Below are 23,540 nucleotides of genomic sequence, written 5' to 3' on the forward strand. Positions count from 1 at the left end.
TCGAAGGCGCTCCTCATGCCCGATCATTCTCTCACGACCGCTGTGTCCCTTTTCTTATTGGTCCTTACCTTAGGAGCTTGCCAGACGGACACCGGAACCGGGTTCGCCACGGGAGTGGCAGGCGGTGCCGTCGTCGGGGCAGTTGTGGGCGGTCCAGTCGGCGCGGCTGTCGGCGGCATCGCTGGTGCGGCGGTTGGTGGCATCCTGACCGCTGAGGAGACGAGGCGGGTCCGCACTTATGTAGCGGCGCAACGGAACCCCTCGATCCAGGTCGCCGAACCGGTGACAGTGGGGCAACGTGCGCCACCGAGCGCACGTCTGTCTCCGCTTCCAGCCAGCGTTGGCCTTCGAAATCCCTATCGCTATACGGTTGTGAACGACCGAACGGTGCTGGTTGATCCGCGCAGCCGTCAGATCGTCGAGATCGTCGAGTAAGCGCCTCGCCAGACTCGGATCAGAGGGTTATGGCTCTGTGCATCTCGTGGCCGTAGCGCAGTAGCGAAAAGGGGCCTTGCGGCCCCTTCCTGGCAGGATGATCCTCTCAGCGAGCGTACTTGAACTCGGGAGCCGCCTTGAGTTGGTCCTTGGTCATGTTCGTTGTCAGCATCGCATGATCGGGAGCCGAACGGGCAGCCGCATCAGCAGGCCGATCCGTGGCCACTGTGCCGGTGGTGGTCGGCGCAGTTGGGCTGACCGCCCCCGGAGCCGTTGCGGTAGCTCTTGGAGCAGCCGGGGCATTCGGATCGGTCGTCGTGGCGGTGGTCGCCACCGCACGCGGCTCATTCACGAACTTCACCTGATCGAACGGGATCGCCACATCGCGCTCACCGATACCCAGGAAGCCGCCGACACCCACGACCACGGCCTGGATTTTGCCGCTGCTATCCACGAGCAGTTCGCTGATGTCGCCGATCTTCTCGTTATTCTGGTTGTAGATATCCAGCCCTTCGAGCTTGGAGGCTCGCCATTGTCCCGGCTGCTCCTGCGTCATCCAGGTGCCGGTGTTCATCTGCCCGGATGAGGGAGCAGTGGCGGACGCAGCAGGTGGGGCTGCTGTGGAGCCTGCGGGCGGACTCGTTTGGGCCAGAACCGGGCCTGCCATCAGGGTTGTACCAAGAAGAGCTAACGCAAGATGCTTCGCAAACATGTGTTCCTCCAGGGCGTTCGTGCGTCGTAAGGCGCACACCAGAATAACGTGGAAGCTAGGCGTTCCGTTCTGGCGCAGGTTTCGCTCTCATCGGAGGAACTGGTGCCGGGTTCGTGGCATTGCCATACGCAGCATGTTTTCCCCTGAGAGACCTGCCCCGTCCCCGGACGGGGCTTTTGTTGGTGGTGGTCAATCAGGTCCGACGTGGAACACGTTGAGGCTGTTTGCGGTTCTTTGGGCTCAAAGCTGCGGCGTTCCGCCTTCGCCACAAACCCGGGCGGTCGGCGACGAAGATATTCTCGGACACCGGGGATCAGATGCCCCAGTAATAGGGCGTCCTCCAGTAGTCGTGCAGTTCCCGCTCGCGCTCCCGATCCGACCAGTCGTAGTCGTCGCGATCCCGGTAGAAGGTCGGAGCGCCACGAAGCTGCTCTTCGGTGATGTCCGTGCGGTAGCCACCCAGGCCAGTATCGTAGGTCAACTTGCTCCACGGGATGGTGTGCTCGTTCTCGCCCATCCCGAGGAAGCCGCCGAATGACATCACCGCATAGGCGACCTTGCCGCTGAGCTTCTCGATCATCAGGCGCTTGATCGAGCCAAGGTGGTTGCCCTGCGGATCATACACTGCCGTTCCTTCCACCCGATCACTCTCGATCAGGGGCTTGCCTGTCATCACGCCAGGAGCATTGGTGTTGGCTGTAGCATCTGTCTGGGCCATATGGCGTCTCCTCTTCGGGTTACAGAAGACCTTGATGCCCCTGGTAACCTCTCATGCGCTATGCTGCGACGGGAGGTGCTTGTCTTGATTGAGGTCCGCGCAGAGTTGTAGTTGAGCCTCCGCGCTGCGCGCATCCCATTTGCTTTGCGCTGTCCTAGTGATGCTGATGGCCACGGTGTGCTGCATAGCCACGATCTGAACGGCCATAATCCGGCACATGCCTGTCTCGGTTTCGCCTCTCGCCATGGATCATCCAAGCCAGCGCATAGCCGATGGCTCCAGCTATGAAGAGCGAGAGGAGCGGGTTTGCCGTCGTGTACTGGGTTACAAGGCTTTGCCCCTCACGGACATATCGCTCAGCCTGCGGATAGCGTTCGCCTGCTTGCCGCACGTAGCGCTCACCCTGGCTGTACACATTCCCTGCGGCTTCGGCGGCATTTCCGGCCACATCGCTGAGAGCCTCCCGCACCTGATCAAGAACATGCTCGGTTGAGTCCTGCTCCGCTCGGCTCTGTTGGTCATCCACCGATGAGGCACGGGCTTCCTGATCAGGACGAGCAGGCTTAGGCCCTTTGGTGATGGTCACAGAGACCGGATCACTCGTCGGGAACGTCTCCTCGATGGCATGGTCGAGCCGTGCATCGAGGTTCTCCTGCGAGTTTTCGGGCAGCTTATTGTCTGGTGGACACTCCGCAGACTGAGGCTCCGCCCTATCAGAAATGGGTTGGCCGCTGATGCCGGGTGAGTTCACCATATGCGCCCTCCAGGACACTCCGAGCAGGTGTGTCGGCAACCTGCACCCCATGTAACGCCAAGGCCGCGCGAGCCGTTCCGATGCGCTTTGCCTTATGTAAGAGGGCATGGCTGAAGGGCAGGGATCAACAGATCGTCTGCAAAGCGCAAGCAACGACGGCTTTGGGCGATGATGAGATGTACCAAGAGGTTGGGGAGCCGGATGATCGGGGTGGCTGCGGATATGATGGAGGCACGCTAATAACGCTCTACAGGAGCAACTCTAAGGGTTCCAGATCGCAGAGTTCAGGCTTCCTGAGTGCGCTTTGTGATATGTGCCCGGTACGCCGCTGCCGATTTCATGGGGATCGTGCCAGCGTCGGTCAGCCTCACGATCTCGGCTTTGGCCCGTCGTGCCGCCTGCGTAGTGTAGGACGGCTTCAGCGTGACTTGAATGCGGCTGGAGATGTGTCGTCGGTACACGCTGGCCTGCCGTGGATTGATGCTCTTCTTAGCGACAAGCTGATCCAATTGTTCATAAGCCTGCTGGGCTTCTGTCGGGGCGTAACTCTGCTTCTTCTCGAACATGGGGATATCCTTTCGGTGATGAACCGGGCCATTTGGGCGCTGGCCTCAGCTATTTTCCGATAACGTCCTATCTTACTACGCAGGCTGTTGCCGCGCCTAGAATGGGAGAACTTCATGGCCATGAAGTATGTCATGCTCAAACTCGATGGTGGCGAGTTGCTCCCGCTACTCTTCCCCGAGTTCATGCAGCACTCGCACATAGCCCAGTCTGTTCCGGCCACAGTGGTGAGCGCCGGTCGGGTCTCTTTGGAGGCCGGAAAGCTCATTGCCCATAGCGCATCAAGCTCACTGGATGTCTGTTCACGAGAGGAGGATAGTGGGATTATTCAGGCATATTTTGATGGACAGAATGTTATCCAGCAGGAGCTTTAACCTGATACATGATAGGAACGGCTATCAGGCTGCTCCGCGTGATTGGTTTCAACGGTACGTCGATATCCTAAGCTTGCAACAGGAACGGGTAATGTCCGCACAAAGCACCGAAGCCCTTCAAGGAATGTTCCTGAAACAGGTTCGTGATAATAGAGTTGAAGTCACCATCTTTCTGGCGAACGGGATTAGGCTCCAGGGTCAGATCAGATCGTTTGACAACTTCACAGTCCAGCTTGTTCGGGGCAACGGGACACAGATCGTCTACAAGCATGCTATCTCGGCGATCCACCCAGCAGAGCCAGTGCAACTGATAGACCCAGCTTCATTGCGGTGAGAGAGCCCCTGTCCAAATCCTGCTGAGGATGCGGCTCGGATCACCTCAAAGCAGCATTCGACAATTCAGTTGGCGCTTTTTGCGCTCTGCCGAGCTGCGTTGCAGTGGATTTATCTGTCGATCCGAGAGGAGCCCACATGAAGAAGGCGCGAAAGCTCTATGAAAGCTCAAGTGGTGACCGCTGGTACTTGATCCGCGACCCTTCAGGAGGTCTGTTCATCCATTACGAAGCCAATGCGGCGTCCGGAGGGCACGTGGAACATGAGGACATCGTAACCTTCCTGAGTCGCGGCGATGGTCCGGAACAGCAGGAACTGCTGCGTTTGATCGGGACCCTCACGGAGGAACACCCTGCGACTACAGGAAAATGATCACTTCGACCAAGGTCCTCGCAGGACAGAAGAACCCCGCCAAGAAGCGCCATTACCCCAACCGCCACGGTTAGCCGACCAACCTGAGATTAGGTGTCAGGAAAGTCAGTTATCGCCGCTTCCATAGCCATGCAGGATCAGCTTTTTCGCGGAACAGTCGGAGTGCCTCTGAGGACAGCCTGAGCAGAGGCTTCGATCCAACGGGCCACACCGCTCCTCCCGTTTGTACACGTGCATTGCCTCTGCGGAAAGTTTCGGCAGACCCTCAGTGGATATTCACTGACGCAACTCCTGCAAGGTCTTCTCAGGGTCTTAGAGTATGGCTGATCCCGCAGCCAAAATCGTTGAGGTGTCAAGCAGCGCTACCGAATCAGGCATGGTTCACCTCCCTCGGCATCAGCCTGTCCGGAAGCAGGGCGGTCTGTGAGTGTTACGACTCAATCCGTCGTAGCTATGAGGGCCTTCGGCCTCACACTTAGACACGGCGCAGTATGCAGGCCGTGCAGAGGAAATTTGGGCTTAAACGTGTCAGTAATAAGCCCAGAGGATGGCAGTATTCGCTAATTAATGTTAGTAAAATTGACCGTTCTGTTGGATTCACTGTGAATCAGCATCGAATGCTGCTCCCGAGCCGATTGTCATTAAGTGCCTAACTTTGCTTGCGAATCCAAGCCTCGGCGAGGTCGTCATGGGCGCCGATCATGACCCCACCGAATTTCCATTTTGTCTCGCTAACCCAAAGCGTTGCGCCTCCCTTGCGAGGGGTCAACCTTCGGGGCTGATTCACACAGATGACAGGCGAAGCTGACTGCGCTGCCTTTCTGCAATGGGCCCTGCCGCAGTTGCGGCTCCGTTGGGCGGGATTTCGCAGGGTTCACCACCAGGTCTGCAAGCGCCTTCGCTGGCGGCTCCGCGAACTCACGCTTGAGACACTCGATCACTACCGTCACCGACTCGAGACTGACCCTCACGAGTGGACCGTGCTGGACGATCTCTGCCATGTCACGATTTCGCGCTTCTATCGCGACCGACAGGTCTTCGACGTTTTGGGACGCCTGATCCTGCCGGAATTGGCCGAGCGCGCGTTCATGCATGCGCGCCCAATCCGCGGCTGGTGTGCGGGTTGTGCATCGGGCGAAGAAGCCTTCACGCTGAAGATCCTGTGGGATCTGGATGTTCGCCCTGGGGCAAAGCCGGTCAAACTTGAGGTGATCGGAACGGACGCGGACGACGCCGTGCTGCGGCGCGCTCTGAACGGCTGCTTTTCCTTTGGAAGCCTGAAAGATGCACCGGTCCATTGGGTCGATGCCGCGTTTGAGCGCCGGCAGCAGTTGTACTGCATTCGGCCGGCCTATCGCGAGGGGGTGGCGTTCGAGCGCCACGATATCAGGTCTGAGCTGCCGGCCGGCATCTTCGATCTGGTTTTCTGCCGCAATATCGTCTTCCTATTTCGAGGCCGGGCTGCAGCGTACGGTCCTTGACCGCGTTGCCAGTGTGCTGCGGGTGGGCGGTTATCTTGTGATCGGCGCGCATGAGCAACTGCCTGATCCTACCGGATTATTTGAGCCGGTTGCGGGGTGCCGGGAGATCTTCCGCAGGGCTGGACCTGGGCGGGATCCGTCGCACACCGTTCAGTAACTCAGTTCGGTCTACGCCTCCGACAAACTCGGAGAGCATGAGATTTTGTGTTGGGGCAGCGAGTGAGAGATCCTTTCGAGAGTTGGCCGCGCCCGATCAGAGGCAGAGAGTCAGAACTGCGGGCGACCTTCGTGCCCCACAGCTCCTTATGCTCTCATCGGGCAGGACGTATCCGCCGGCCCCGTTGTAGGTGATATGCTTCGCGTTGGAGGGCACGGGGGCAATCGATGCGACAGGCGCGTCCCAGGTGTCGCCCACATTCGCAAGTGGCAAGGGTTGTTGCGCCTGCTGCCGTCCACCGGACAAGACACCTGCGGCGAGGGTCAGACATATCAACAGGACGGGCGGCAGGCGCATCGGGTTCCTCCAGTTGGCTGACTAACGGCCAAGCCTAAGTAGGGGTACGCAGGATCGCCGCCATTGCTCTCATGGATTAAGCTGATCTAGGACTGGGCGAGTGAGGCTTTCGCTCCGGGATGTCCGAGCATCTATAGTCGTTGACAGGACCGGCCATGGTCTTGGTCAAGGGATCATACCCCGTTTGTGATCCGCCTTGGCATCGTTTCCGGCCCTGCGGGCGCTATTGTTGGTTGGAAGGCATCGCCCGCTTCGCGGTAAGCCTCCGATGAGGATCGCCACGGTGACTCTAACGCGTCTCGCAGCCCTCTTGGGGGCATCGCAAAATCTTCCCGGAATCCTACACTAAGCCCCCTTTGAGAAACTTCGAGCGCAGATTTCGGAGTGAGCAGAAGTGATTGTTGAGAGCCTCGCCGGGCTAGACATAATCCCGTTGAAGCAAATGGGCCCTATACGGTGCGGCATAGGTTAGGCATTCATCCAACAGGTGCACCCCGTTGGGTAAATGTTAGGATCGCACCCGGACTGAGGCGCAAAAAGCCTTGTTCTACGCGTAGTTGCTCGCACGGAGGACGAGGATCTGAGTTAGTTCCGGGATCCTTAGCGTAGGATCTCGGGAAGGTTCTGCGATGCCCCCAACGTCTCCTGGAGAGGAACCAGAAAGCCTGAAACGCAATTCTTCTTCAGCCGCTCCGCGTCAAGCGCGACGGTCAATGCCGTGCCGGCGTGGAGCGGATCCAGACTTCGCATGAAGGAGGAGCGCCATGGCCCGCAATCCATTGACCCCTTTCCGCTCTGGGTTCGGCCTCCTGGGAGGGGATGACCCATTCCTCTCACCGCACCGGGAGATGAACCGTCTCTTTGATGACGTCCTGCGTGGCACCAGTCTGCCCAGCACGGGCCGGCAAGGCGAGGGCGGCAACGTGATCAACGCGCAGATGAACGTGTCCGAGACGCAGAATGAGATCCGCATCACGGCGGAGTTGCCCGGCGTCAGCGAGCAGGACATCGACATCAATCTCGAAGACGACATGCTCACGATTCGCGGGGAGAAGAAATTCGAGCGCAAGGACGAGAAGGAGAACTTCCACTTCGTGGAGTGCTCCTACGGCACCTTCCAGCGTTCGGTGCGGCTGCCCTTCCCGATGAATCCAGACCAGGTGCAGGCGCGATTTGAGAACGGCGTGCTCACCGTAACGGTGCCCAAGACCGGACGGCCTGAGCGGTCGCACCGGATCCAGATCCAGGGGCGTGCCGCGGGCGGACAGGTTATCGAGGGCACCCAAGCCGGGCAGGGCACGGGCAGCGAAGCATCGCAAGCAAAGCAGGGGGGCAAGCCGCGCAAAGGCGGATCGGAAAAGACGTCGGGCACCGCGGGCAACTGAACTCCGCCGCGAGCGGTGAGAGCGCCTTGAAGGGCTCCAGCGCCGATCCGGTCTGCGCCGTGAACAGAACCATCGAGGAGGATCCTGCGTGCGCCTGCAGGAACTTCCGATGACCTGCATGCTGCCTGGTGGACTTGTTTTCGCTCATCCGCTGGTGACGCCGCCGCTCGGCACCAAGTTCTTGCAGGTCGCGCCCAAGGCAGTGGATCTGATGTCGGTGCAATTGGGAGGAGCGCTGCCGCGCGAGCGCGGCGGGCGAACCCGCTCCCGCGTCTGGGGCATCGTGTAAGTCTACGCGACCACACGACTGATGCCTCGTTGTCGCGTTACTGCCATGGTTCAGGGCTCCTGGACGGACCGCAAACGGAGAGGGCAGCTTGTTCGAGGATCACGGGAGCATACGGATTGATCTGGCGTGTCCTCACTGCCAGCAACTGTTCAAGGTCCGGCTGCGGAAACTGCACTTTGGGGCAGACCTGACCTGCCGCCTGTGCCGGCATGAGTTCTCCGCGAGGGATGTGTCTGACCGTCCCGAGGTTCAGGAGGGGGTTACACGGATGAAACAGATTGTAAAAGAGCAGGTGCGCTCTATGGAGCCGCGCAGAAACCGGAACGTCACTGAAGAACGTGGTGGTGAGAAACAGGACCACCACAGCGCTCCCATGCGCAGGCCTGCTGAGCGCGAGCGTGAAGTGGCGGAAGGATCCTCTGACTTTTAATCAGAGGATCCTGGGTTCGAGTCCCAGCGCGCTCACCAAATCTTATCAAGCACTTAGATGCTGATCAGGCTTGGTCTTGCTTCCCAGAAAACCGGATTGGGAAGCGTATGGGAAGCAGGCTCGACCTGAGTGGGTTATTTCCTCTGCGATCGCACCGGTTTGCCCGCAGGTCGAACCCTACTGCCAGAATCAACAAACGTCAGGAATCAGCCAGAGAGCGGACCTTTACACGGTCAAGCTGAATGGCCGAGTTTGACCCGTTTCAGACGCCCCGCGCTCCGCAGGAGCCTGGCAGTCTGGAACATAACCGTCGGGCCTCGCGAAGAGCGTGTGCAGGGATAAGCTCGTGCCCATTGCTTCGCTGAAGCTTCTGCCGTCATGTGCCGCCGATCCGTGACTCCGCCAGGAACCTTGAGGATCTCACTCCAAGCCCAAGATCTCCTCGCTTCCCATGCTCCGTGTACTCCTGATACTCGCTCCCTCGTCGAGCTGGAAGGCGATCTTCAGGATCACCCGAAACTGGGTGACCTGCTCGTTCTCCACCACAGCCTCGAACTCCTTGACCCAGACGGAGCGAATGTTGCGCAAGGTCTGTGCGGCACGCTCGACCGCTTGGCGCGTCGCATCCTCCCAGCTGTCCGGCGACTGGGATGACAACTCCACCATTTTCACGATCGACATGTGTCCCTCCTTCGCTCCGGCGCCTGAGCGGCGCCTAACGGGACAAGCCCATATAAGAGCGGCCGTTCCTGGTCAGGGAAGCTTCTCCCGGGCCTCATTCCCTTGCACGTGGCTAGCTGCACCACGCTGGTGCCGGAGACCCTCAGACAACCCGGCTGCTTCGGTCGATCCGATGTCGGCAAACATGCTAGTCTGGCGCGACCTGACCGGGGTTCGAAGCGGATTGGTCCCATGACGCACCGTTACGTTCAGCAGCTGCAGAAAGCACGCGAGCGGCTGGTCGCGCACCGGCGCGAGATGGCCGAGATCATCATCAACACGGCGGCCTTCATTCCCGAGAGAGCCGTCGAGTTCACGGAGATCCAGAACGCGATCAAGTCGATTGACGAGGCGATCGAGGATGAAGGCAGGCTGTCCGGCACTGTCTTTCGTGACGAAGAGGACGTTTAGCGCATTGTGTGGCCCCGAAGGATTGACGCGAACCGCTGGTTCCGTCCCGAACGATGCGCCAGCTCAGGAGTGGAGCAGCGGACCTCACCCCAAAAGTGGGGCCACTTTCAACGTCCGAGGCTCTAGTGCGCCATCAGGACCGGAACTGTGGTGTTGGACAGAATGTGGCTGGTGGCCGCGCCGAAGATGAACTGCCGTAGCCGGGCTCTGGGTGTAGGTGCCTTTGACCAGCAGATCGCACCCGAGCGACACCGCCGCCGACAGGATAGCCTCGCCCGCATGTCCATGCGGGTTGCGCAAGGATCTCGTCTCCACCGACAGCCCATTCCGCATGAGGGTGCGGCTGAGATCCTGCGTCGACGGGCCCGATACGGCATCATCAACTTAAACAAATAAGGGCTGTTGGAAGTCATCACGCTCAGCGCCAAGCCATTGGAGGTCCGTCATCCACTCCTCGCGAAAAATTCACAAAACGCAGGCGAAACCCGTTATGTTGACGATGCCTCACCTCCACGAAGAGAGCGAGCGCGGGATTGACTGTCCAACCGAACACCGGACACTCGATTGCGGGTCTGGGCTGCGTCGAGCAGACCTTGCTCATTCCCCTTGCGGCACGCGCGCTCGCCCGTCGCCTTCTCCCTCACCGGGGCTTTGCTGATCCAGCGGCCGAAGCGATCGTCGTGCGCCTCGCTTACGACCTCACTCCCTTCGAAGCCGACCGGGAGATGCTGCGGGGCTTAGTCGAGCGTAGCCTGGTCTTGGATCAGCTCTTGCGTGACTTCCTCAACCCTCACCCCGACGCTCAGGTGCTCAGCCTCGGGTCTGGCCTGTCGACCCAGTTTGAGCGGCTTGATAACGGCCGGCTCCGCTGGGTGGATGTCGATCTCCCCGAGGTTGTGGAGTTGCGACGCACCCTGTTCCCGCCCCACCTGCGCAGGTGCTTGGTGAGCGCCTCAGTCACCGAGGCAGGCTGGATCTCCAATCTTGGCGATCTGCGTGGCCCGACCTTCGTGGTCGCCGAAGGTCTCTTGATGTATCTCGAGCGCGCCCAGGTTTTTCAGCTGGCGCGAGACCTGGCAGAGATACAAGGGGGTGGCCCGGCCGAGTTCGCCTACGATTATTACTGTTCCCACATGGTCGGCCAGGCATGGCTGAATCTGTCGCTGCGCCGGCTCGGGGCTGAGTTCAGATGGGGGCTGGCGTGCCCGGAGGAGCTTTCGCTTGGCGAACCGCGCTGGCATGTGATCGACACCTACCCGGTGATGGAGCGGCTGGGCTGGCCCTACGATCTGCTCTGGTCGTGGGTTCGCTTGTTCACGGGCGTTCGGCCCTATGGCATCGCACACTTGCGGCTCTCGGACAGCGCTTCAAGGGCATGCGAGTCGAGCGCTTGAAAGAGGATCGTGGCAACCGAAGCGCCGACGGCAGTCGGACCGACGCTGACAGCATCAGTGCGACGCCTGTGGTCCTGTGCTCAGCTTTTCATCCGGACATAGCTGCCTGGCGCATCCTCGATGGGGGTGAGCCTGCCCCGCCGATCTCCCGGGCCGGAACGTGTGCTTACGTAGCTGAATATGAGAAGATTACGATTATCGGTCGACATGAATTCCGGAAGAATGCCCATGCCTTGCCCCCACACCTGGACTTGGCCACCAAATCGCTTATCCATGCAACATGTGTGGACGCCCCTTGTGACGCAAGAAGAATCTTCTGGAGTGGTAGAGCGCGTCGGCGAGTGCTGCCATGTGTACGGCCTCATCTGCGGCCATTCACATGCCGCGGGCCCGGATGAAGTTCGCGGATCAGGTCCAATTCAAAGCGGCGCGCTCGAGGCGCGTTGTTGCACACTGGTTTTCCTGATCCCGTCTCATCGACCGTTGCGCCATCCCTCTCCTTCGACTTTCCTACGCCCCAACAGCCCCACAGACGCGAGCGCTTACACGCTCGCGGCCGGAGCTCGGTAGATCCCGCCTTTGGCCATCAAAGCCCAAATGACGCGAGCCATCTTGTTAGCCAGCGCCACCCGCACCAGCATCGGTGGTTTGCGCGACACCATCCGCGCGATCCACGACCCCGCGGGGGCCCCGTTGCGGGCCGCCCAACGTAAGACGCCGCTGGCCCCGAGGATCAGCAAGCGACGCAGCGTCCGCTCGCCCATTTTTGAGGTGGCGCCGAGCTTCTGCTTGCCGCCCGTGGAATGCTGCAAGGGCGTGAGCCCGACCCAGGCGGCAAAGTCCCGCCCGCGCTTGAAGGTCTCAGCCGGTGGTGCGAGTGCCGCCAGGGCGGTGGCAGTGACGGGTCCCACTCCGGGGATGGTCATCAGGCGCTGCGCCGTCTCGTCCTCCTTGGCCCGCTGAGCAATCTTGCGGTCGAGCCCAGCAAGCCTGTGATCCAGCGCCTGCAGCATTTCGATCAGTCCCTGGAGGATCGGGCGGGCGAGCTCCAGGATCGGCTCGGCCCCGTCCTCGACAGCCCGTACCAGTTGAGGAACGTGAGCCGGGCCTTTCGCCACCACGATGCCGAACTCGGTCAGATGTCCCCGAAGGGCATTGATGATCTGGGTTCTCTGCTTCACGAGGAGATCGCGCGCCCGAAACACGACAGCGGCGGCTTGCGCCTGCTCGCTTTTGGGTACCACGAAACGCATGGTCGGCCTCTGGGCTGCCTCGCAGATCGCCTCGGCATCGGCCATGTCGTTCTTCTGTCGTTTGACGTATGGTTTGACGTAAGCCGGTGGGATCAGCCGCACCATATGACCAAGTCTGCCGATCTCGCGGGCCCAGTGATGCGCGCTGCCGCAGGCCTCCATCGCCACCGTGCAGGGTGGCTGGGCGGCAAAGAAAGTGAGAACCTGGTGCCGCCTCAGCTTCTTGCGGAACAGAACCGCGCCGGATGCATCAGCTCCGTGGACCTGGAACACGCTCTTGGCCAGATCCACCCCAATCGTGCTAACTTCTCCCATAGACGCCTCCCGTAAGTGGTTTGCAACACCTCCACTGTGGCACATCGGGGCCGTTGGGGGGCGTCCACCTCATCAAAGCGTCATGGGCCGGTATGGCCTATCCCGATCGGGAATTGGCCAGTAGCAAACCCAAGTAGAGCTGGTAAGAAGCAAGCGCTTCTGGAACGTCGGTGGGAGCGAAGGGGTTGGTTTCAGGATACCTGTCAAGGCTCAGGTCATGGCTCGCACGCTGGTCCTGCTCGCCACAGCTCTGCCGCTGTTGACCGCCGCAGCCGCGGAGCCGGATTATGGGACAGCGCGGCAGAAAATGGTCGATACGATCGAGGGGCTCGCCACCCGTATCGCCGCTGCCCCGGGTACCGATAGCCTTGCCCCACCCGTTCTGGCTGCCTTGCGGCAGGTGCCACGGCACGAGTTCGTGCCGGCAGAGGCCCGAGCCGCGGCCTATGACAACCGGCCCCTGCCGATCGGCTACGGCCAGACGATCTCACAGCCCTACATCGTCGCCCTCATGACCGACCTTGTGAGGCCAGACAAGGATGATGTTGTTCTCGAGGTCGGGACCGGCTCCGGCTATCAGGCTGCCGTCCTGTCGCCGCTGGTCAGGCGGGTCTACTCGCTCGAGATCGTGGACGCGCTGGCCAAGCGGGCAACGGAGCGTTTGGCGGCACTGGGCTACGGCAATGTGACGGTGCGCCACGGCGACGGCTATCACGGCTGGCCCGAACACAGCCCCTTCGATGCGATCATTGTCACAGCGGCCGCAAGCCATATTCCCCCGCCTCTTGTCAGGCAGCTCAAGCCGGGGGGCCGCATGGTCATTCCGGTCGGGCCGCCCTTCATGGCTCAGAACCTGATGCTGGTCGAGAAAGACACGCGGGAGCAAGTGCATACTCGCACACTCCTGCCCGTCCACTTCGTCCCGCTGACTGGCGGTAATCGCTAGGGCCATGGCACTCCTGGTCGCCATCGGCATTCTCGCAGGCGCCGCCCTCGCCTACGAGATCCTGCTAGCGCGCCTGTTCTCGATCCTGCTCTGGCACCATTTCGCCTACATGATTATCAGCGTGGCGCTGCTCGGGATTGGCGCCAGCGGCACGGTCCTGGCCTTCGCACGAGGAGCACACACCTCATCATCCTTTGGCGTCGGCTTCACCGGCTGCGCCGTGTTGTTCGCGGTCTCCACTGTCGGAGGCTTTGCGCTCGCACAGCGGGTGCCGTTCAATCCACTCGAGGTGACCTGGGATGTTCACCAGCAGCTTCATCTGGCGCGGATTTGCCTGTTGCTGACCCTGCCCTTTTTTGCCTCCGGTGCCGCAATCGGGTTGGCGTTCACCCAGGGCAGCGATCGGATTGCCGCGATCTATCGCGCGGATCTGCTCGGCGCCGGTGCCGGTGCGCTGCTGATTGTCGCCCTGCTGTACGTGCTTCCACCGCAGGATTGCCTGCGGATCATTGGCGGGCTGGGCTTCGTTGCCGCCGCACTGACCGCATGGGACAGGGGCGCTCGCCGTTCGGCTGCTGCGTTGGCTGCCCTTGCGGTAATCTCGTCGGCTGCCTGGCCATCGTCATGGCTGCAGCTCCAGCCCTCACCGTACAAGGGCCTGAGCGTAGCCTTGACCGCCCCCGATGCCCATGTCCTGGCGCAGCGGTCTAGTCCATTGGGGCTGCTGACGGTGGTCGAAAGCCCGGTTGTTTCGTTCCGTTATGCTCCCGGGCTCAGCCTCGGCGCCACGTCGGAGCCACCACCGCAGCTGGGTGTCTTCACGGATGCCGAAGCGCTGACCGTCATCACCCGCTTTACGGGTGACAAGAGTGCGCTCGACTATCTCGATCAGCAGATCACAGCACTGCCGTACCACCTCCTCAAAACGCCACGCACGCTGATCCTCGGGGCGGGAGGAGGCGCCGACGTGCTCAGCGCTCTGTACCATGGCGCAGCACACATCGATGCGCTTGAGCTCAATCCGGACTTGGTCGACTTGGTGCGGGGGCCATTCTCGGCTTTGGCCGGAGGGATCTATCGGCGCGAGGATGTCACAGTGCACATCGCCGAAGCCCGCAGCTTTGTCGAGGCGAGTGGGCAGCGTTGGGATTTGATCCAGCTGGCACTCCTCGATTCGTTCACGGCGGCCGCGGCCGGTGTTCAGGCTCTTGGGGAGAGTCCACTCTACACGGTGGAAGCGCTTCAGGCTTATTATGGGCATCTCGCCCCCGGCGGGCTGCTGGCCATCACGCGCTGGCTGCTCACGCCGCCCCGCGATGCCATCAAACTGTTCGCCACTGCCGCTGTGGCTCTCGAGCAAAGGGGTGTCTCATCCCCCGGCGCTCAGCTGGCGATGATCCATAGCTGGAACACGGCAACATTATTGATGAAGAACGGGCCGTTCAATGCCGCCGAGATCGCCGCGATCCGGGCTTTCGTCGAAGCCCGTTCCTTCGACGTGGCTTGGTACCCGGGCATGGTCGAGGCAGAGGCGAACCGGTTCAACCAAGGGGCCGAGCCGTATCTGTACCGCGCCGCCCTGGCGCTGCTTGGCCCGGCGCGGGAGCGCTTCCTGAACGACTACAAGTTCTACATCACCCCGGCGACCGATGACCGGCCCTACTTTTTCCGCTCGTTCAAATGGGCGCTGTTGCCCGAGCTTTTGGCCCGGCGCGCTCAGGGTGGGCTGACCCAAGTGGATGCGGGCTATCTGGTCGTGCTCGCCACGCTCCTGCAATCGGCAGTCGCGAGCTTGGTCCTCATCCTGTTGCCGCTGGCGGTGTTGCGCGCCAGACACCGGCATCGCAAGCCTGGAACCGTGGCACGGTGGCAGGTCGTGCTTTACTTTTTGGCTCTCGGCTTTGGGTTCATCTTCATTGAAATCAGCTTCATTCAACGCTTTACATTGTTCCTTGGCCATCCACTTGCGGCGATTGCCGTGGTCCTAGCCGCCTTCCTGGTCTTCGCTGGTCTTGGCAGTGGCATCGCGGCACCCCTCGCTTTGCGTCGACGAGCGGTCATCGTGATTGCTGTGGCAGGCATCATCGCATTCGCTGGGATTTATCTGATTGGATTACCTGTCCTGCTGCCGAGCCTCGTCAGCTTGCCCGCTCCACTCAAAACGGCGATCACCCTTGTGCTGATCGCGCCCCTGGGCTTCGTGATGGGTCTCCCATTTCCACTTGGCCTGGAGCGGGTATCCGCAGAGGCTCCTGACCTGGTGCCATGGGCTTGGGGTATCAATGGCTGTGCCTCTGTGGTCGGGGCTGTCCTCGCGAGTATCCTTGCAATGCACATCGGTTTAACTCTCGTCATCTGCTTGGCGCTCGCGCTCTATGCTGTTGCGGCACTGACGCTCATGCCGGGAACACCTCGAACTCTCAAAGAGACCTTGTCAGGCTCTGATGCCTCACGAGCGCTGTAGGGGCCAACACGACCTACAGCAGGACGACAAGGCAGGTCCCTCACTCATGCAGGACGGGTTCCGACCGCTCCGCACCTCAGCTACGGATATCGCGCAGGAGGATGAGCTTGATCAGTCCGCTTGGCTCTGTTGCAGTAACTTCGTGAGACACAATCCGTAGCGTGCCGGCCGCGTTCTGCAGGCACTATATCCTGTGGCTCGACACGTTAATGCAACAGAGCCGGCAGTAGATAGGTGTCGAAGCGCTGGTAGTTGCGCGTGCCCTCGACCCAGATGTCGCCGGAGCGCAGGCGATCCCGCAGCACGGCAAACACGGCCGTCTCGTACAGCCGCCGGTCCGGCTGCCCAGACTCCATGATTAGCTGCTGCCAGGTCTTCGGAAGGAATGACATGGGAGGCTTCTGGGGCAACTCCCGACGACGAGAGCGGAGGCTATCCCGGACTATGTTAAGCGCCGCAAGAACAGGGTTGAGCCGGCGGTTCTGTCGCAACTCTTTCTTTCCTGTCGTTGGGCTATGGCCTGCGCTGATAGGAGAGGATGACGCGGGATGTTCAAGGGCAGGCAATTCGATCGGTCGGTCATCCTGCTATGCGTGCGGTGGTATCTCGCTTACAACCTCAGCCTGCGTGATCTCGAGGAGATGATGGCCGAGCGCAGCATCTCTGTTGATCACGCTACGATCCATCGCTGGACCGTACGCTATGCGCCGCTGTTGCTTGAACGATTCAACCTCCGCAAGCGGGCCGTCAGTGGCAGGTGGCACGTCGACGAGACGTATATCAAAGTCCGTGGTCGATGGATGTACCTTTACCGCGCTATCGACAGCAACGGAGATACCGTCGAGTTCCGGTTCAGCGAAAGGCGCAATCTCACTGCCGCCAAGCACTTCCTGAGCCGAGCGCTGAAGCGCCATGGCCGCCCGGAACGGATCGTCATCGACGGCAGCCAGACCAACCGGGAAGCGATCCTGGCCTGCGATACGGCAAACCGACTGCAGGATCGGTCAAGGCGTAAGCTCAAGCCGATCCGGATCGGACAAAGCCGATACTTGAATAATCGGATCGAACAGGACCATCGGCGCATCAAGCGCCGAGTACGACCGATGCTCGGTTTCAAGTCCATGGACAGTGCTCGCGCGATTCTCAGCGGGATCGAGATGATCCACATGATCCGCAAAGGACAGGCGAAATGCGCCGGGAATCCGCGACCGTCGCTCGCGGAGCAGTTCGAGTGGCTCGCTGCATAAGCAGTTGCAAGCCACTCCGGCATCTTTCTGTCCGCAGCCAAAATTTGCGACAAAACCCGCCAAGAAGGTTGGCTCGTCCGAAGAAATCGCCCAGATCGGCACCATCTCCGCCAACGGCGATGCCGAGGTCGGCCGCATGCTGGCGGAGGCCATGCAGAAGGTCGGCAACGAGGGTGTCATTACGGTCGAAGAAGCCAAGACGGCTGCGACAGAACTCGACGTCGTCGAGGGCATGCAGTTCGACCGCGGCTATCTCTCGCCGTACTTCATTACCAACGCCGAGAAGATGATCGCGGAGCTCGAGGATCCCTACATCCTCATCCACGAGAAGAAACTCTCCTCGCTCCAAGCTCTGCTGCCGATCCTCGAGGCGGTCGTTCAGACCGGCAAGCCGCTGTTGATCATTGCGGAAGATATCGAGGGCGAGGCTCTGGCCACCCTCGTGGTCAACAAGCTGCGTGGTGGCCTCAAGATCGCCGCCGTTAAGGCGCCGGGCTTCGGCGATCGCCGCAAGGCCATGCTTGAGGACATCGCCGTCCTCACCGCCGGTCAGACGATCTCCGAAGACCTCGGCATCAAGCTTGAGAATGTCACGCTGGACATGCTCGGGCGAGCCAAGACCGTGCGGGTGGAGAAGGAAAACACCACCATTGTCAGCGGAGCCGGTGACCGGCGGGACATCGAGGCACGTATTCAGCAGATCAAGGCGCAGATCGAGGAGACCACCTCGGATTACGACCGTGAGAAGCTGCAGGAGCGCCTCGCCAAGCTCGCCGGCGGTGTCGCGGTGATTCATGTCGGCGGGAGCACCGAGATCGAAGTGAAGGAGAAGAAGGATCGTGTCGACGATGCGCTGCACGCCACGAAGGCTGCGGTGGAAGAGGGCATCGTGCCCGGCGGTGGCACCGCACTGCTGCGCGCCAAGGCGGCGGTCGCCAAGCTGAAGAGTGACAACCCGGACATTCAGGCCGGCATTAACATCGTGCTGCGGGCGCTGGAGGCTCCGATCCGCCAGATCGCCGAGAATGCCGGCGTCGAGGGCTCGATCGTGGTCGGCAAGATCACAGATAATACCGGCTCTGAAACCTTCGGGTTTGATGCCCAGACCGAGGAATTCGTTGATTTGCTCCATGCCGGCATTGTCGATCCAGCGAAGGTCGTGCGCACGGCCCTCCAGGATGCGTCTTCGGTCGCCGGCCTCCTCGTCATCACCGAGGCTATGGTCGCCGAAATGCCGAAAAAGGAAGCCGCTCCTGCGATGCCAGGTGGTGGCATGGGCGGCATGGGAGGCATGGACTTCTAAGTCCTGCTCCCACCATCCAACTGGAACGGCCCCGGATTGCTCCGGGGCTTTTTCGTTTGTGTTGTGAATTCTCTATAGGCGATCACACAGGCGAAGATTGGACGGACAGGTGCGCCGCACTACGCGGGCTGTGAGACCAGGTCGCTACCGTTCTTCGTCCAACCACGCCCGAGGCAATAGTCGCGTCAGCGCTTATTCAGCGGGACCACGTTGGATCCGGCCGTGTTGTTGCCCTTGGGCGGTTTGACCTTGCTGAGGAGGGTGGGCGAGACATTCCACTTCTGCCCAGTATCGGTGATCACCGTCACTGTCTTCTTGTTGTAGCGCGTCAACATGCCCTCGAGTGGGCCCTGGCCGGGAGGCTGGAAGGTGACCCGGTCCCCAATCTTGAACTCCAGCATCTCCACATGAGCGCGCATCTGGTCGAGAAAGCGCAGGCGCTCGACGATGCGGTGATTGAGATCGATCAACTCGGCCTCGGTCAGCTGGTCAATGTCGATCTTCATAGAGGTGCCATATGATAGAGCCGGGCTAGATCATCGAGCGAATGTCTGGCTTGCGCTTCTGCCTGTCAAGCGCCCGACGCCGCTTCCAGGTGGGGTCAACCTCCGCTCATCAGATGGTGCTCACTCTGGAGCGCCGGGTAGATCCGGCGACAGCCAGGCCTCGTCCGCACAATCAACGTGCTGGTGCGCCCTGAACGCGTGCCCGTCCTGTGCCCACTCAATCGGCCAAATCCGCTGTGCCAAGGAAGTAGGGGCAGAGACAGGTGGAGCAATTTGAGGAGCAGGCCTTTAGACGTCCTCAGAACATTTGATTAGTCGTCTCTGCCGGAAGCTACAGTGCGGGATCGTGTGCGGCGACGAGAGACCTCGGTTCTTGTCTCTGTAGGTCTCCTTGCAGACGCAGGCACCCGCTTATGTCCATCACTACTATTGCCCGCCCGAACAGCTGGAAGCCGACCTTTGGGACTGACAGTCCGGTTCTTTGTCTGAGGATACTGTGCCTTTGGTGAATGCTCGTCGAGAAAAGCGCGGCACGCCGTGAAATTGGTGATCACTTCTGGTGGGCACTCGATTGCGTGCTGTTCGGCAAGCGACCGAGCATAGCGCACCATCGCTTCGCTTGGAGAGCGAGGGCCCGTTTGCGGGGCCTCCGCCGGTTTGGAAGATCGCGACGGAGCATGCTGGTCAAGGAAGGCTCGGCAGATTGCGCTATTGCTTTTGAGCCCGCGGGGCAGTTTCAAGCCACGCTGGGCGGCAATCGATGTTGCGAAAGCAATCATCGCCTTCGTTGGAGGCTTTCCATCCGCTGTGAAGGGCGCCGGGAGACACGCTGGATCCAGAGCAACAGTGTCCGACTGTCCAATCGTCGTAATCAGCTCTCTGACACGACTGCGGGTTCGCTCCTGATAGGCTGTGGCTCTGCCAATCGCCTCAGTTCGCGTGGATGCACGCCCGATCTCAGCCAGATCCGCCTCGAACATCGCCCGGCCAACCGGGTCGCCATAGGCGGGAAAAACACGCCGGACGGCTGCAATGAACGCGAGACCAACTTCCGTCACTTGGATCGGCGGATCCTTACCCTTCAGCAACTCAACATACTGACTCTTCTGGAGCTTCGGCAGGATCGTGTCACGGGTCGCCGCGGTTCCGAGCCCCTTGGGCTCGTTTGGGTTCGCCGGGTTCTCGAGAGCAGCTTTGAGTGTTGGGTCTTCCACCTGATCGACGAGGCGGCCCATCACGACCGGCAACTCGCCGCGCGTGATCCGCCGTGGTGGCTCGGTCTTGGCCGTCTCAATTCGAGCGTCAGTTGCCTTCCCAGGCTCGTTGTCGCGGACAGGCGGGAGGCGTCCGGTGGTGGGCTCCTCGTCCGGCTTGGCCTTGCCCGGAACAGCCTCATTCTCCTCGTCAGCCTCGGCTCCATAGACAGCGCGCCAGCCCGGAGACTTGATCACGCTGCCGCTGATCGAAAACCGCTTGGAGCCAAGTGGGGTCGGGACCTGCACAGCAATGGTAGTCCGAGCATCGATACCATCGGGCAGGTGGGCCGCCAGGAAGCTCTTGGCGACCAACTCCCAGAGGCGAAGATGATCTCCGCTGATGCTCCCTAGCTGGGGCACCTTGCGCAGCGGCACGATGGCGTGGTGCTCGCCAGGATCCTTGACGTAATGGCCCTTGTTGCCCTTGCGGAACACGAGGTTGCTCGCGGCTGGCACGAGGCTGGCAAGATCAGTCAGGGCCCCGACAACACTCGCGATCACAGCACTGGCATCGCCTGTCTGACTCTCGGGCAGGTGCTCGGATTCGGTGCGAGGATAGGTCAAGTAGCCCTGATCATAGAGCTCCTGTGCCAGCTTGGCCGTGTGCTGAGGATCCCAGCCGAACCGCTTGGCGCAGCGACGGGCGAGGGTGTCTTTGGAGAACAGGCGAGGAGGCGTCCGGCGCACATCCTTCTGCTCGACACCAAGCGGACCTGACCAGGAGGCGGCTGCCTGCTGAATCGTTTCGGCCACCTGCTTGTCGAGGATCTTGTCTTTGGGAGCATGCCAGAGGGTGATCTCGGCTCCCCCGTCTGTCGCGACCGTCAGAGCAATCTTGAAATAGTCTTGCGGGACGAAGTCACGGATGCGCTTCTCGAGGTCAGCTAGGATCGCAAGCGTCGGAGTCTGCACACCGCCAAAGCGCCAGGGCTGCCGGAAGGCTGGTGGGCGCAGCCGCAAGGAGATGGCGCGAGTGCCATTAAGGCCGAGATGATAGTCCTCGTATTGGCGGCACAGAGCCTCGAGGTAGGCTGCATAGTCCCGCTCCCCCGAATCTGTCTCCTTGGCCATGGCCGCGAACGCTCGCCGGATCGAGACTTCATCTAGCGCTCCGAGCCTGAGACGATCCACCCGACCCCGATAGCCAAGATGTTCAAGCACCTCCCAGGCAATCATCGAGCCCTCCCGGCCCGGGTCAGTGGCGATGATGACGCGCTCCACACCCTGGAGAGCCTGCCTGACCGCCTCGATCTTCGGCTTGTATGACTGCCCGGAGCGGCTAGTGCCGTATGTAACAGGAATACGGTCGAGCACGATCGGGAGCGTGTCAAAGCGCCAAGATTTCCACTCATCTCGAACATTGCCGGGTTCTTCGGCAGCCAAGAGATGGCCCTCGGCGGAGACGCAGACAGTGCTCGGCGATTTGAAAAACCGCTGCAGTTGGCGCATGGCCGACGGCTTCTCGAAGAAGAACAGCGTGCGCGGGGCTGATTGGGCGGTCATGACCTACAATCATGCAATATCATTGTAACCTACAGCCCAAAGCGAGCGCAGGCCTACAATCAAGAACGGATAGAGAACACTAGCTGCAGTGACATTGCTGGTCAACGGAAGGACGGGACTAGAGCACCGGACGGTTAAACGGACGCATATCCGGCCGCCCTGAGGAAGTTCCAACACTCGTGCGGCTCGAAGAGATTGCAGATGTCGCCGAGGGCGCGCCAAAGCGCGTCAAAGGTTCGGGCTTCAGCTTTGCGCAGGTGTGCCTTGATCTTGGCGAAGGCCTGTTCAATGGGATTAAGATCGGGCGAATAAGCAGGCAGGAACAGAAACCAGGCTCCGCGTTGCTTCAGGCATTGGGCGGCCTTCTCGCTCTTGTGGGCAGCCAGGTTGTCGAGGATTACCACGTCGCCTTGGTGCAGCGTCGGCGCGAGCTGGGTCTCGATATAAGCCTCAAACGCCAACCGGGTGATCGGGCCATCAATCACCCACGGAGCGCTCAACTCGCTGCACCGTAGCCCGGCTACAAAGGTATGGGTTGTCCAGTGTCCAAAGGGAGCTTTCATGCGCAGGCGCTGGCCGCGGCGAGAACGTCCGCGCAGGCGCGTCATCTTGGTGTTGACGTACGTCTCATCGAGAAAGATCAAGCGGTGCGGCTCTTGGCGCATATGCGGCTGACGGTGGGTATGCCAGACGCGGCGCTCATCCCGCACGGCGGCGTGTGCGCATTCCGCCGCCATCAGGACTTTTTTATAGCTGAAGCCGCGGTGGCACAGAAAGCGCGAGAGCATTGCGGGAGCTGCCATCACCCCGTGTTCCTCCAGCAGCCTCGCGGCCAGTTCGGGCATGGTGATGGCGGGGTGGGCCTCGACCGTCTGGATCAGGAAGCTCTCATAAGCCACCAGCTTGCCGCGTCCGGGCGGGCGGCCTTGCCGGGCCGGCGCCGGCGAGCCGGTGTCCCGCGTTCGCCGCACCAGCTTGATGGCCAAGCTCTCGCTGACGTCAAAGTGCTCGGCTGCCGCTCGGCAGGAATGACCGGCCTCGACAAAGTCGGCGACGCGCACCCGCAGATCCAGGGAATAGCAATGACCCATGATCCACCTCCCGTTCCAGCAAGTGAATCACGGATCGCGCCAGCCCAAAACCCCGGGAGTCGGATTTCCAGTCCGGTGCTCTAGAGGCTGAGCAGCGCTAACAGTGCTCTCAGCGAACTGCGGATACGGCTCGTTCTGATGTCCTCAGAGCCTGTACGGCAGAAGCGGGAACAAATGTGCCTGTCACGGGCTGCACTCGGGATGCCGGCCAGTAAGCTCGCTTCAAGTGTATAGCTGATCGCAGAGTGTTTAGACCAAACTCTCAATTGTATGAACAGCGCTACCTCGACTTCCCTAAGCGAAGATAACCATACCTTGCTAAGCTTCGTCGCAACAATGTTTTATCTCTAGCGTCCACCCATCTGTCGTGCTTATTTCGCAAAATCAGGAACTTGATATCGTAGACAGAAGACAGGCGCATGGATGGAGCCGAGATCGGGCGCATTGATGATTTTTTGCTGAACCGCTGCCTTTCGATCGACCTTGAGGTTGATCCGGGTCAAGCGAAGATTTTCGCCTTTGCCGCCGTTCGCCGCCAAGGTCAGGAGAAAGTGGTATTCCGAAACGGGAACGAGGCCGCCTTTGATCAGCTCGAGGGACTCGCCGCTGGGGCCGACTTCCTGCTTGGTCACAACATTATCCGATTTGATCTCCCTCACCTCGCAGCGGTGAGGCCCCGCCTCGCGCGACTAGCCACAAAGCCAATAGATACGCTTTGGCTGAACCCGCTAGCTTTCCCGCGCAATCCATACAACCATCTAGTCAAACAC

The 23,540-nt window shown here is 60.7% G+C and carries 24 protein-coding genes, 1 tRNA gene and 2 pseudogenes; 14 read left to right on the plus strand and 13 right to left on the minus strand.

All coding sequences use genetic code 11. The annotated features are described in order from the left end of the window. Positions 1-15 precede the first annotated feature (15 nt). Positions 16-435, plus strand: coding sequence for a DUF1236 domain-containing protein (locus tag JO965_RS45875; RefSeq protein ID WP_203448357.1), 420 nt, complete (start codon positions 16-18; stop codon positions 433-435). Positions 436-541: 106 nt separating this feature from the next. Here the strand turns inward: JO965_RS45875 and JO965_RS45880 are convergent, their stop codons facing one another. The 4 genes and pseudogenes from JO965_RS45880 to JO965_RS45895 form a co-directional block, all read right to left on the minus strand. Then, positions 542-1,147 (minus strand): PRC-barrel domain-containing protein, encoded by a 606-nt coding sequence (locus JO965_RS45880; protein ID WP_203448358.1) that lies wholly within the window; start codon positions 1,145-1,147, stop codon positions 542-544. A 313-nt stretch (positions 1,148-1,460) separates the two neighbouring features. After that, positions 1,461-1,865 carry a PRC-barrel domain-containing protein gene (locus JO965_RS45885; RefSeq protein ID WP_203448359.1) on the minus strand — a complete coding sequence of 135 codons (405 nt, stop codon included), beginning with the start codon at positions 1,863-1,865 and terminating at the stop codon, positions 1,461-1,463. 571 nt (positions 1,866-2,436) lie between these two features. After that, positions 2,437-2,619 (minus strand): annotated as a pseudogene (locus JO965_RS49970) (hypothetical protein); the annotation flags it as partial. 284 nt (positions 2,620-2,903) lie between these two features. Further along, positions 2,904-3,185: a hypothetical protein gene (locus tag JO965_RS45895; RefSeq protein ID WP_203448360.1), complete on the minus strand. Its 282-nt coding sequence runs from the start codon at positions 3,183-3,185 to the stop codon at positions 2,904-2,906. Positions 3,186-3,299: 114 nt separating this feature from the next. On the opposite strand from JO965_RS45895, the gene JO965_RS45900 reads away from it, so the two are divergent. From JO965_RS45900 to JO965_RS45915, 4 genes are all read left to right on the plus strand, one after another. Beyond that, on the plus strand, positions 3,300-3,557 hold the full coding sequence (locus tag JO965_RS45900; RefSeq protein ID WP_203448361.1) for a hypothetical protein: 258 nt from the start codon (positions 3,300-3,302) through the stop codon (positions 3,555-3,557). Positions 3,558-3,648: 91 nt separating this feature from the next. Next, positions 3,649-3,891 (plus strand): RNA chaperone Hfq, encoded by a 243-nt coding sequence (gene hfq / locus JO965_RS45905; RefSeq protein ID WP_203448362.1) that lies wholly within the window; start codon positions 3,649-3,651, stop codon positions 3,889-3,891. Between the two features lie 137 nt (positions 3,892-4,028). Further along, positions 4,029-4,262, plus strand: coding sequence for a hypothetical protein (locus tag JO965_RS45910; RefSeq protein WP_203448363.1), 234 nt, complete (start codon positions 4,029-4,031; stop codon positions 4,260-4,262). 791 nt (positions 4,263-5,053) lie between these two features. Further along, entirely contained in the window at positions 5,054-5,743 is a 690-nt protein-coding gene (locus JO965_RS45915; protein ID WP_203448364.1) for a protein-glutamate O-methyltransferase CheR, read from the plus strand. A 253-nt stretch (positions 5,744-5,996) separates the two neighbouring features. Here the strand turns inward: JO965_RS45915 and JO965_RS45920 are convergent, their stop codons facing one another. Together JO965_RS45920 and JO965_RS45925 are read right to left on the minus strand one after the other, a co-directional pair. Then, a complete protein-coding gene (locus JO965_RS45920; RefSeq protein WP_203448365.1) occupies positions 5,997-6,257 on the minus strand; it encodes a hypothetical protein in 261 nt (86 codons plus the stop codon). A gap of 600 nt (positions 6,258-6,857) precedes the next feature. After that, complete coding sequence (locus tag JO965_RS45925) at positions 6,858-7,007, minus strand: hypothetical protein (protein ID WP_203448366.1); 150 nt, start codon at positions 7,005-7,007, stop codon at positions 6,858-6,860. A gap of 14 nt (positions 7,008-7,021) precedes the next feature. Between JO965_RS45925 and JO965_RS45930 the strand changes: the two genes are divergently transcribed. The 3 genes from JO965_RS45930 (at position 7,022) to JO965_RS45940 (ending at position 8,399) form a co-directional block, all read left to right on the plus strand. Next, on the plus strand, positions 7,022-7,642 hold the full coding sequence (locus JO965_RS45930) for an Hsp20/alpha crystallin family protein (protein WP_203448367.1): 621 nt from the start codon (positions 7,022-7,024) through the stop codon (positions 7,640-7,642). 88 nt (positions 7,643-7,730) lie between these two features. After that, positions 7,731-7,931: a helix-turn-helix domain-containing protein gene (locus tag JO965_RS45935; RefSeq protein ID WP_246777369.1), complete on the plus strand. Its 201-nt coding sequence runs from the start codon at positions 7,731-7,733 to the stop codon at positions 7,929-7,931. 388 nt (positions 7,932-8,319) lie between these two features. Further along, positions 8,320-8,399 (plus strand) — tRNA-Lys (locus JO965_RS45940). Between the two features lie 382 nt (positions 8,400-8,781). On the opposite strand, the gene JO965_RS45945 is transcribed toward JO965_RS45940, so the two are convergent. Further along, entirely contained in the window at positions 8,782-9,042 is a 261-nt protein-coding gene (locus tag JO965_RS45945; protein WP_203448368.1) for a dodecin family protein, read from the minus strand. Between the two features lie 231 nt (positions 9,043-9,273). Here JO965_RS45945 and JO965_RS45950 point away from each other — a divergent pair, with 231 nt between their 5' ends. Together JO965_RS45950 and JO965_RS45955 are read left to right on the plus strand one after the other, a co-directional pair. After that, positions 9,274-9,492: a hypothetical protein gene (locus JO965_RS45950; RefSeq protein ID WP_203448369.1), complete on the plus strand. Its 219-nt coding sequence runs from the start codon at positions 9,274-9,276 to the stop codon at positions 9,490-9,492. Positions 9,493-10,025: 533 nt separating this feature from the next. Continuing rightward, entirely contained in the window at positions 10,026-10,886 is an 861-nt protein-coding gene (locus JO965_RS45955) for a class I SAM-dependent methyltransferase (protein WP_203448370.1), read from the plus strand. Between the two features lie 542 nt (positions 10,887-11,428). On the opposite strand, the gene JO965_RS45960 is transcribed toward JO965_RS45955, so the two are convergent. Further along, positions 11,429-12,454 (minus strand): IS110 family transposase, encoded by a 1,026-nt coding sequence (locus tag JO965_RS45960; RefSeq protein WP_203448371.1) that lies wholly within the window; start codon positions 12,452-12,454, stop codon positions 11,429-11,431. A gap of 217 nt (positions 12,455-12,671) precedes the next feature. Here JO965_RS45960 and JO965_RS45965 point away from each other — a divergent pair, with 217 nt between their 5' ends. Further along, positions 12,672-13,400, plus strand: coding sequence for a protein-L-isoaspartate(D-aspartate) O-methyltransferase (locus JO965_RS45965; protein ID WP_203448372.1), 729 nt, complete (start codon positions 12,672-12,674; stop codon positions 13,398-13,400). Positions 13,401-13,404: 4 nt separating this feature from the next. Beyond that, positions 13,405-15,864, plus strand: a complete 2,460-nt coding sequence (locus JO965_RS45970) for an SAM-dependent methyltransferase (RefSeq protein WP_203448373.1) — start codon at positions 13,405-13,407, stop codon at positions 15,862-15,864. Positions 15,865-16,070: 206 nt separating this feature from the next. Here the strand turns inward: JO965_RS45970 and JO965_RS45975 are convergent, their stop codons facing one another. Continuing rightward, positions 16,071-16,256, minus strand: coding sequence for a hypothetical protein (locus JO965_RS45975; protein ID WP_203448374.1), 186 nt, complete (start codon positions 16,254-16,256; stop codon positions 16,071-16,073). 156 nt (positions 16,257-16,412) lie between these two features. Between JO965_RS45975 and JO965_RS45980 the strand changes: the two genes are divergently transcribed. Both JO965_RS45980 and groL read left to right on the plus strand, forming a co-directional pair. Further along, complete coding sequence (locus JO965_RS45980) at positions 16,413-17,111, plus strand: IS6 family transposase (protein WP_203448375.1); 699 nt, start codon at positions 16,413-16,415, stop codon at positions 17,109-17,111. Between the two features lie 52 nt (positions 17,112-17,163). Continuing rightward, positions 17,164-18,414, plus strand: a pseudogene (gene groL, locus JO965_RS45985) (chaperonin GroEL); the annotation flags it as partial. Positions 18,415-18,599: 185 nt separating this feature from the next. Here groL and JO965_RS45990 read toward each other — a convergent pair. The 4 genes from JO965_RS45990 to JO965_RS48850 form a co-directional block, all read right to left on the minus strand. Beyond that, on the minus strand, positions 18,600-18,920 hold the full coding sequence (locus JO965_RS45990) for a hypothetical protein (protein WP_203448376.1): 321 nt from the start codon (positions 18,918-18,920) through the stop codon (positions 18,600-18,602). A gap of 311 nt (positions 18,921-19,231) precedes the next feature. Continuing rightward, positions 19,232-21,679: a type IA DNA topoisomerase gene (locus JO965_RS45995; protein WP_203448377.1), complete on the minus strand. Its 2,448-nt coding sequence runs from the start codon at positions 21,677-21,679 to the stop codon at positions 19,232-19,234. Positions 21,680-21,813: 134 nt separating this feature from the next. Then, the gene (locus JO965_RS46000; protein WP_203448378.1) at positions 21,814-22,770 is read right to left on the minus strand and encodes an IS630 family transposase; all 957 of its coding nucleotides are present in this window, start codon (positions 22,768-22,770) and stop codon (positions 21,814-21,816) included. 371 nt (positions 22,771-23,141) lie between these two features. Then, a complete protein-coding gene (locus JO965_RS48850; protein WP_246777370.1) occupies positions 23,142-23,402 on the minus strand; it encodes a hypothetical protein in 261 nt (86 codons plus the stop codon). Positions 23,403-23,540: the final 138 nt, after the last annotated feature.

Origin of the sequence: Microvirga sp. VF16, from assembly GCF_016864375.1 — a bacterium.
GTDB lineage: Bacteria > Pseudomonadota > Alphaproteobacteria > Rhizobiales > Beijerinckiaceae > Microvirga.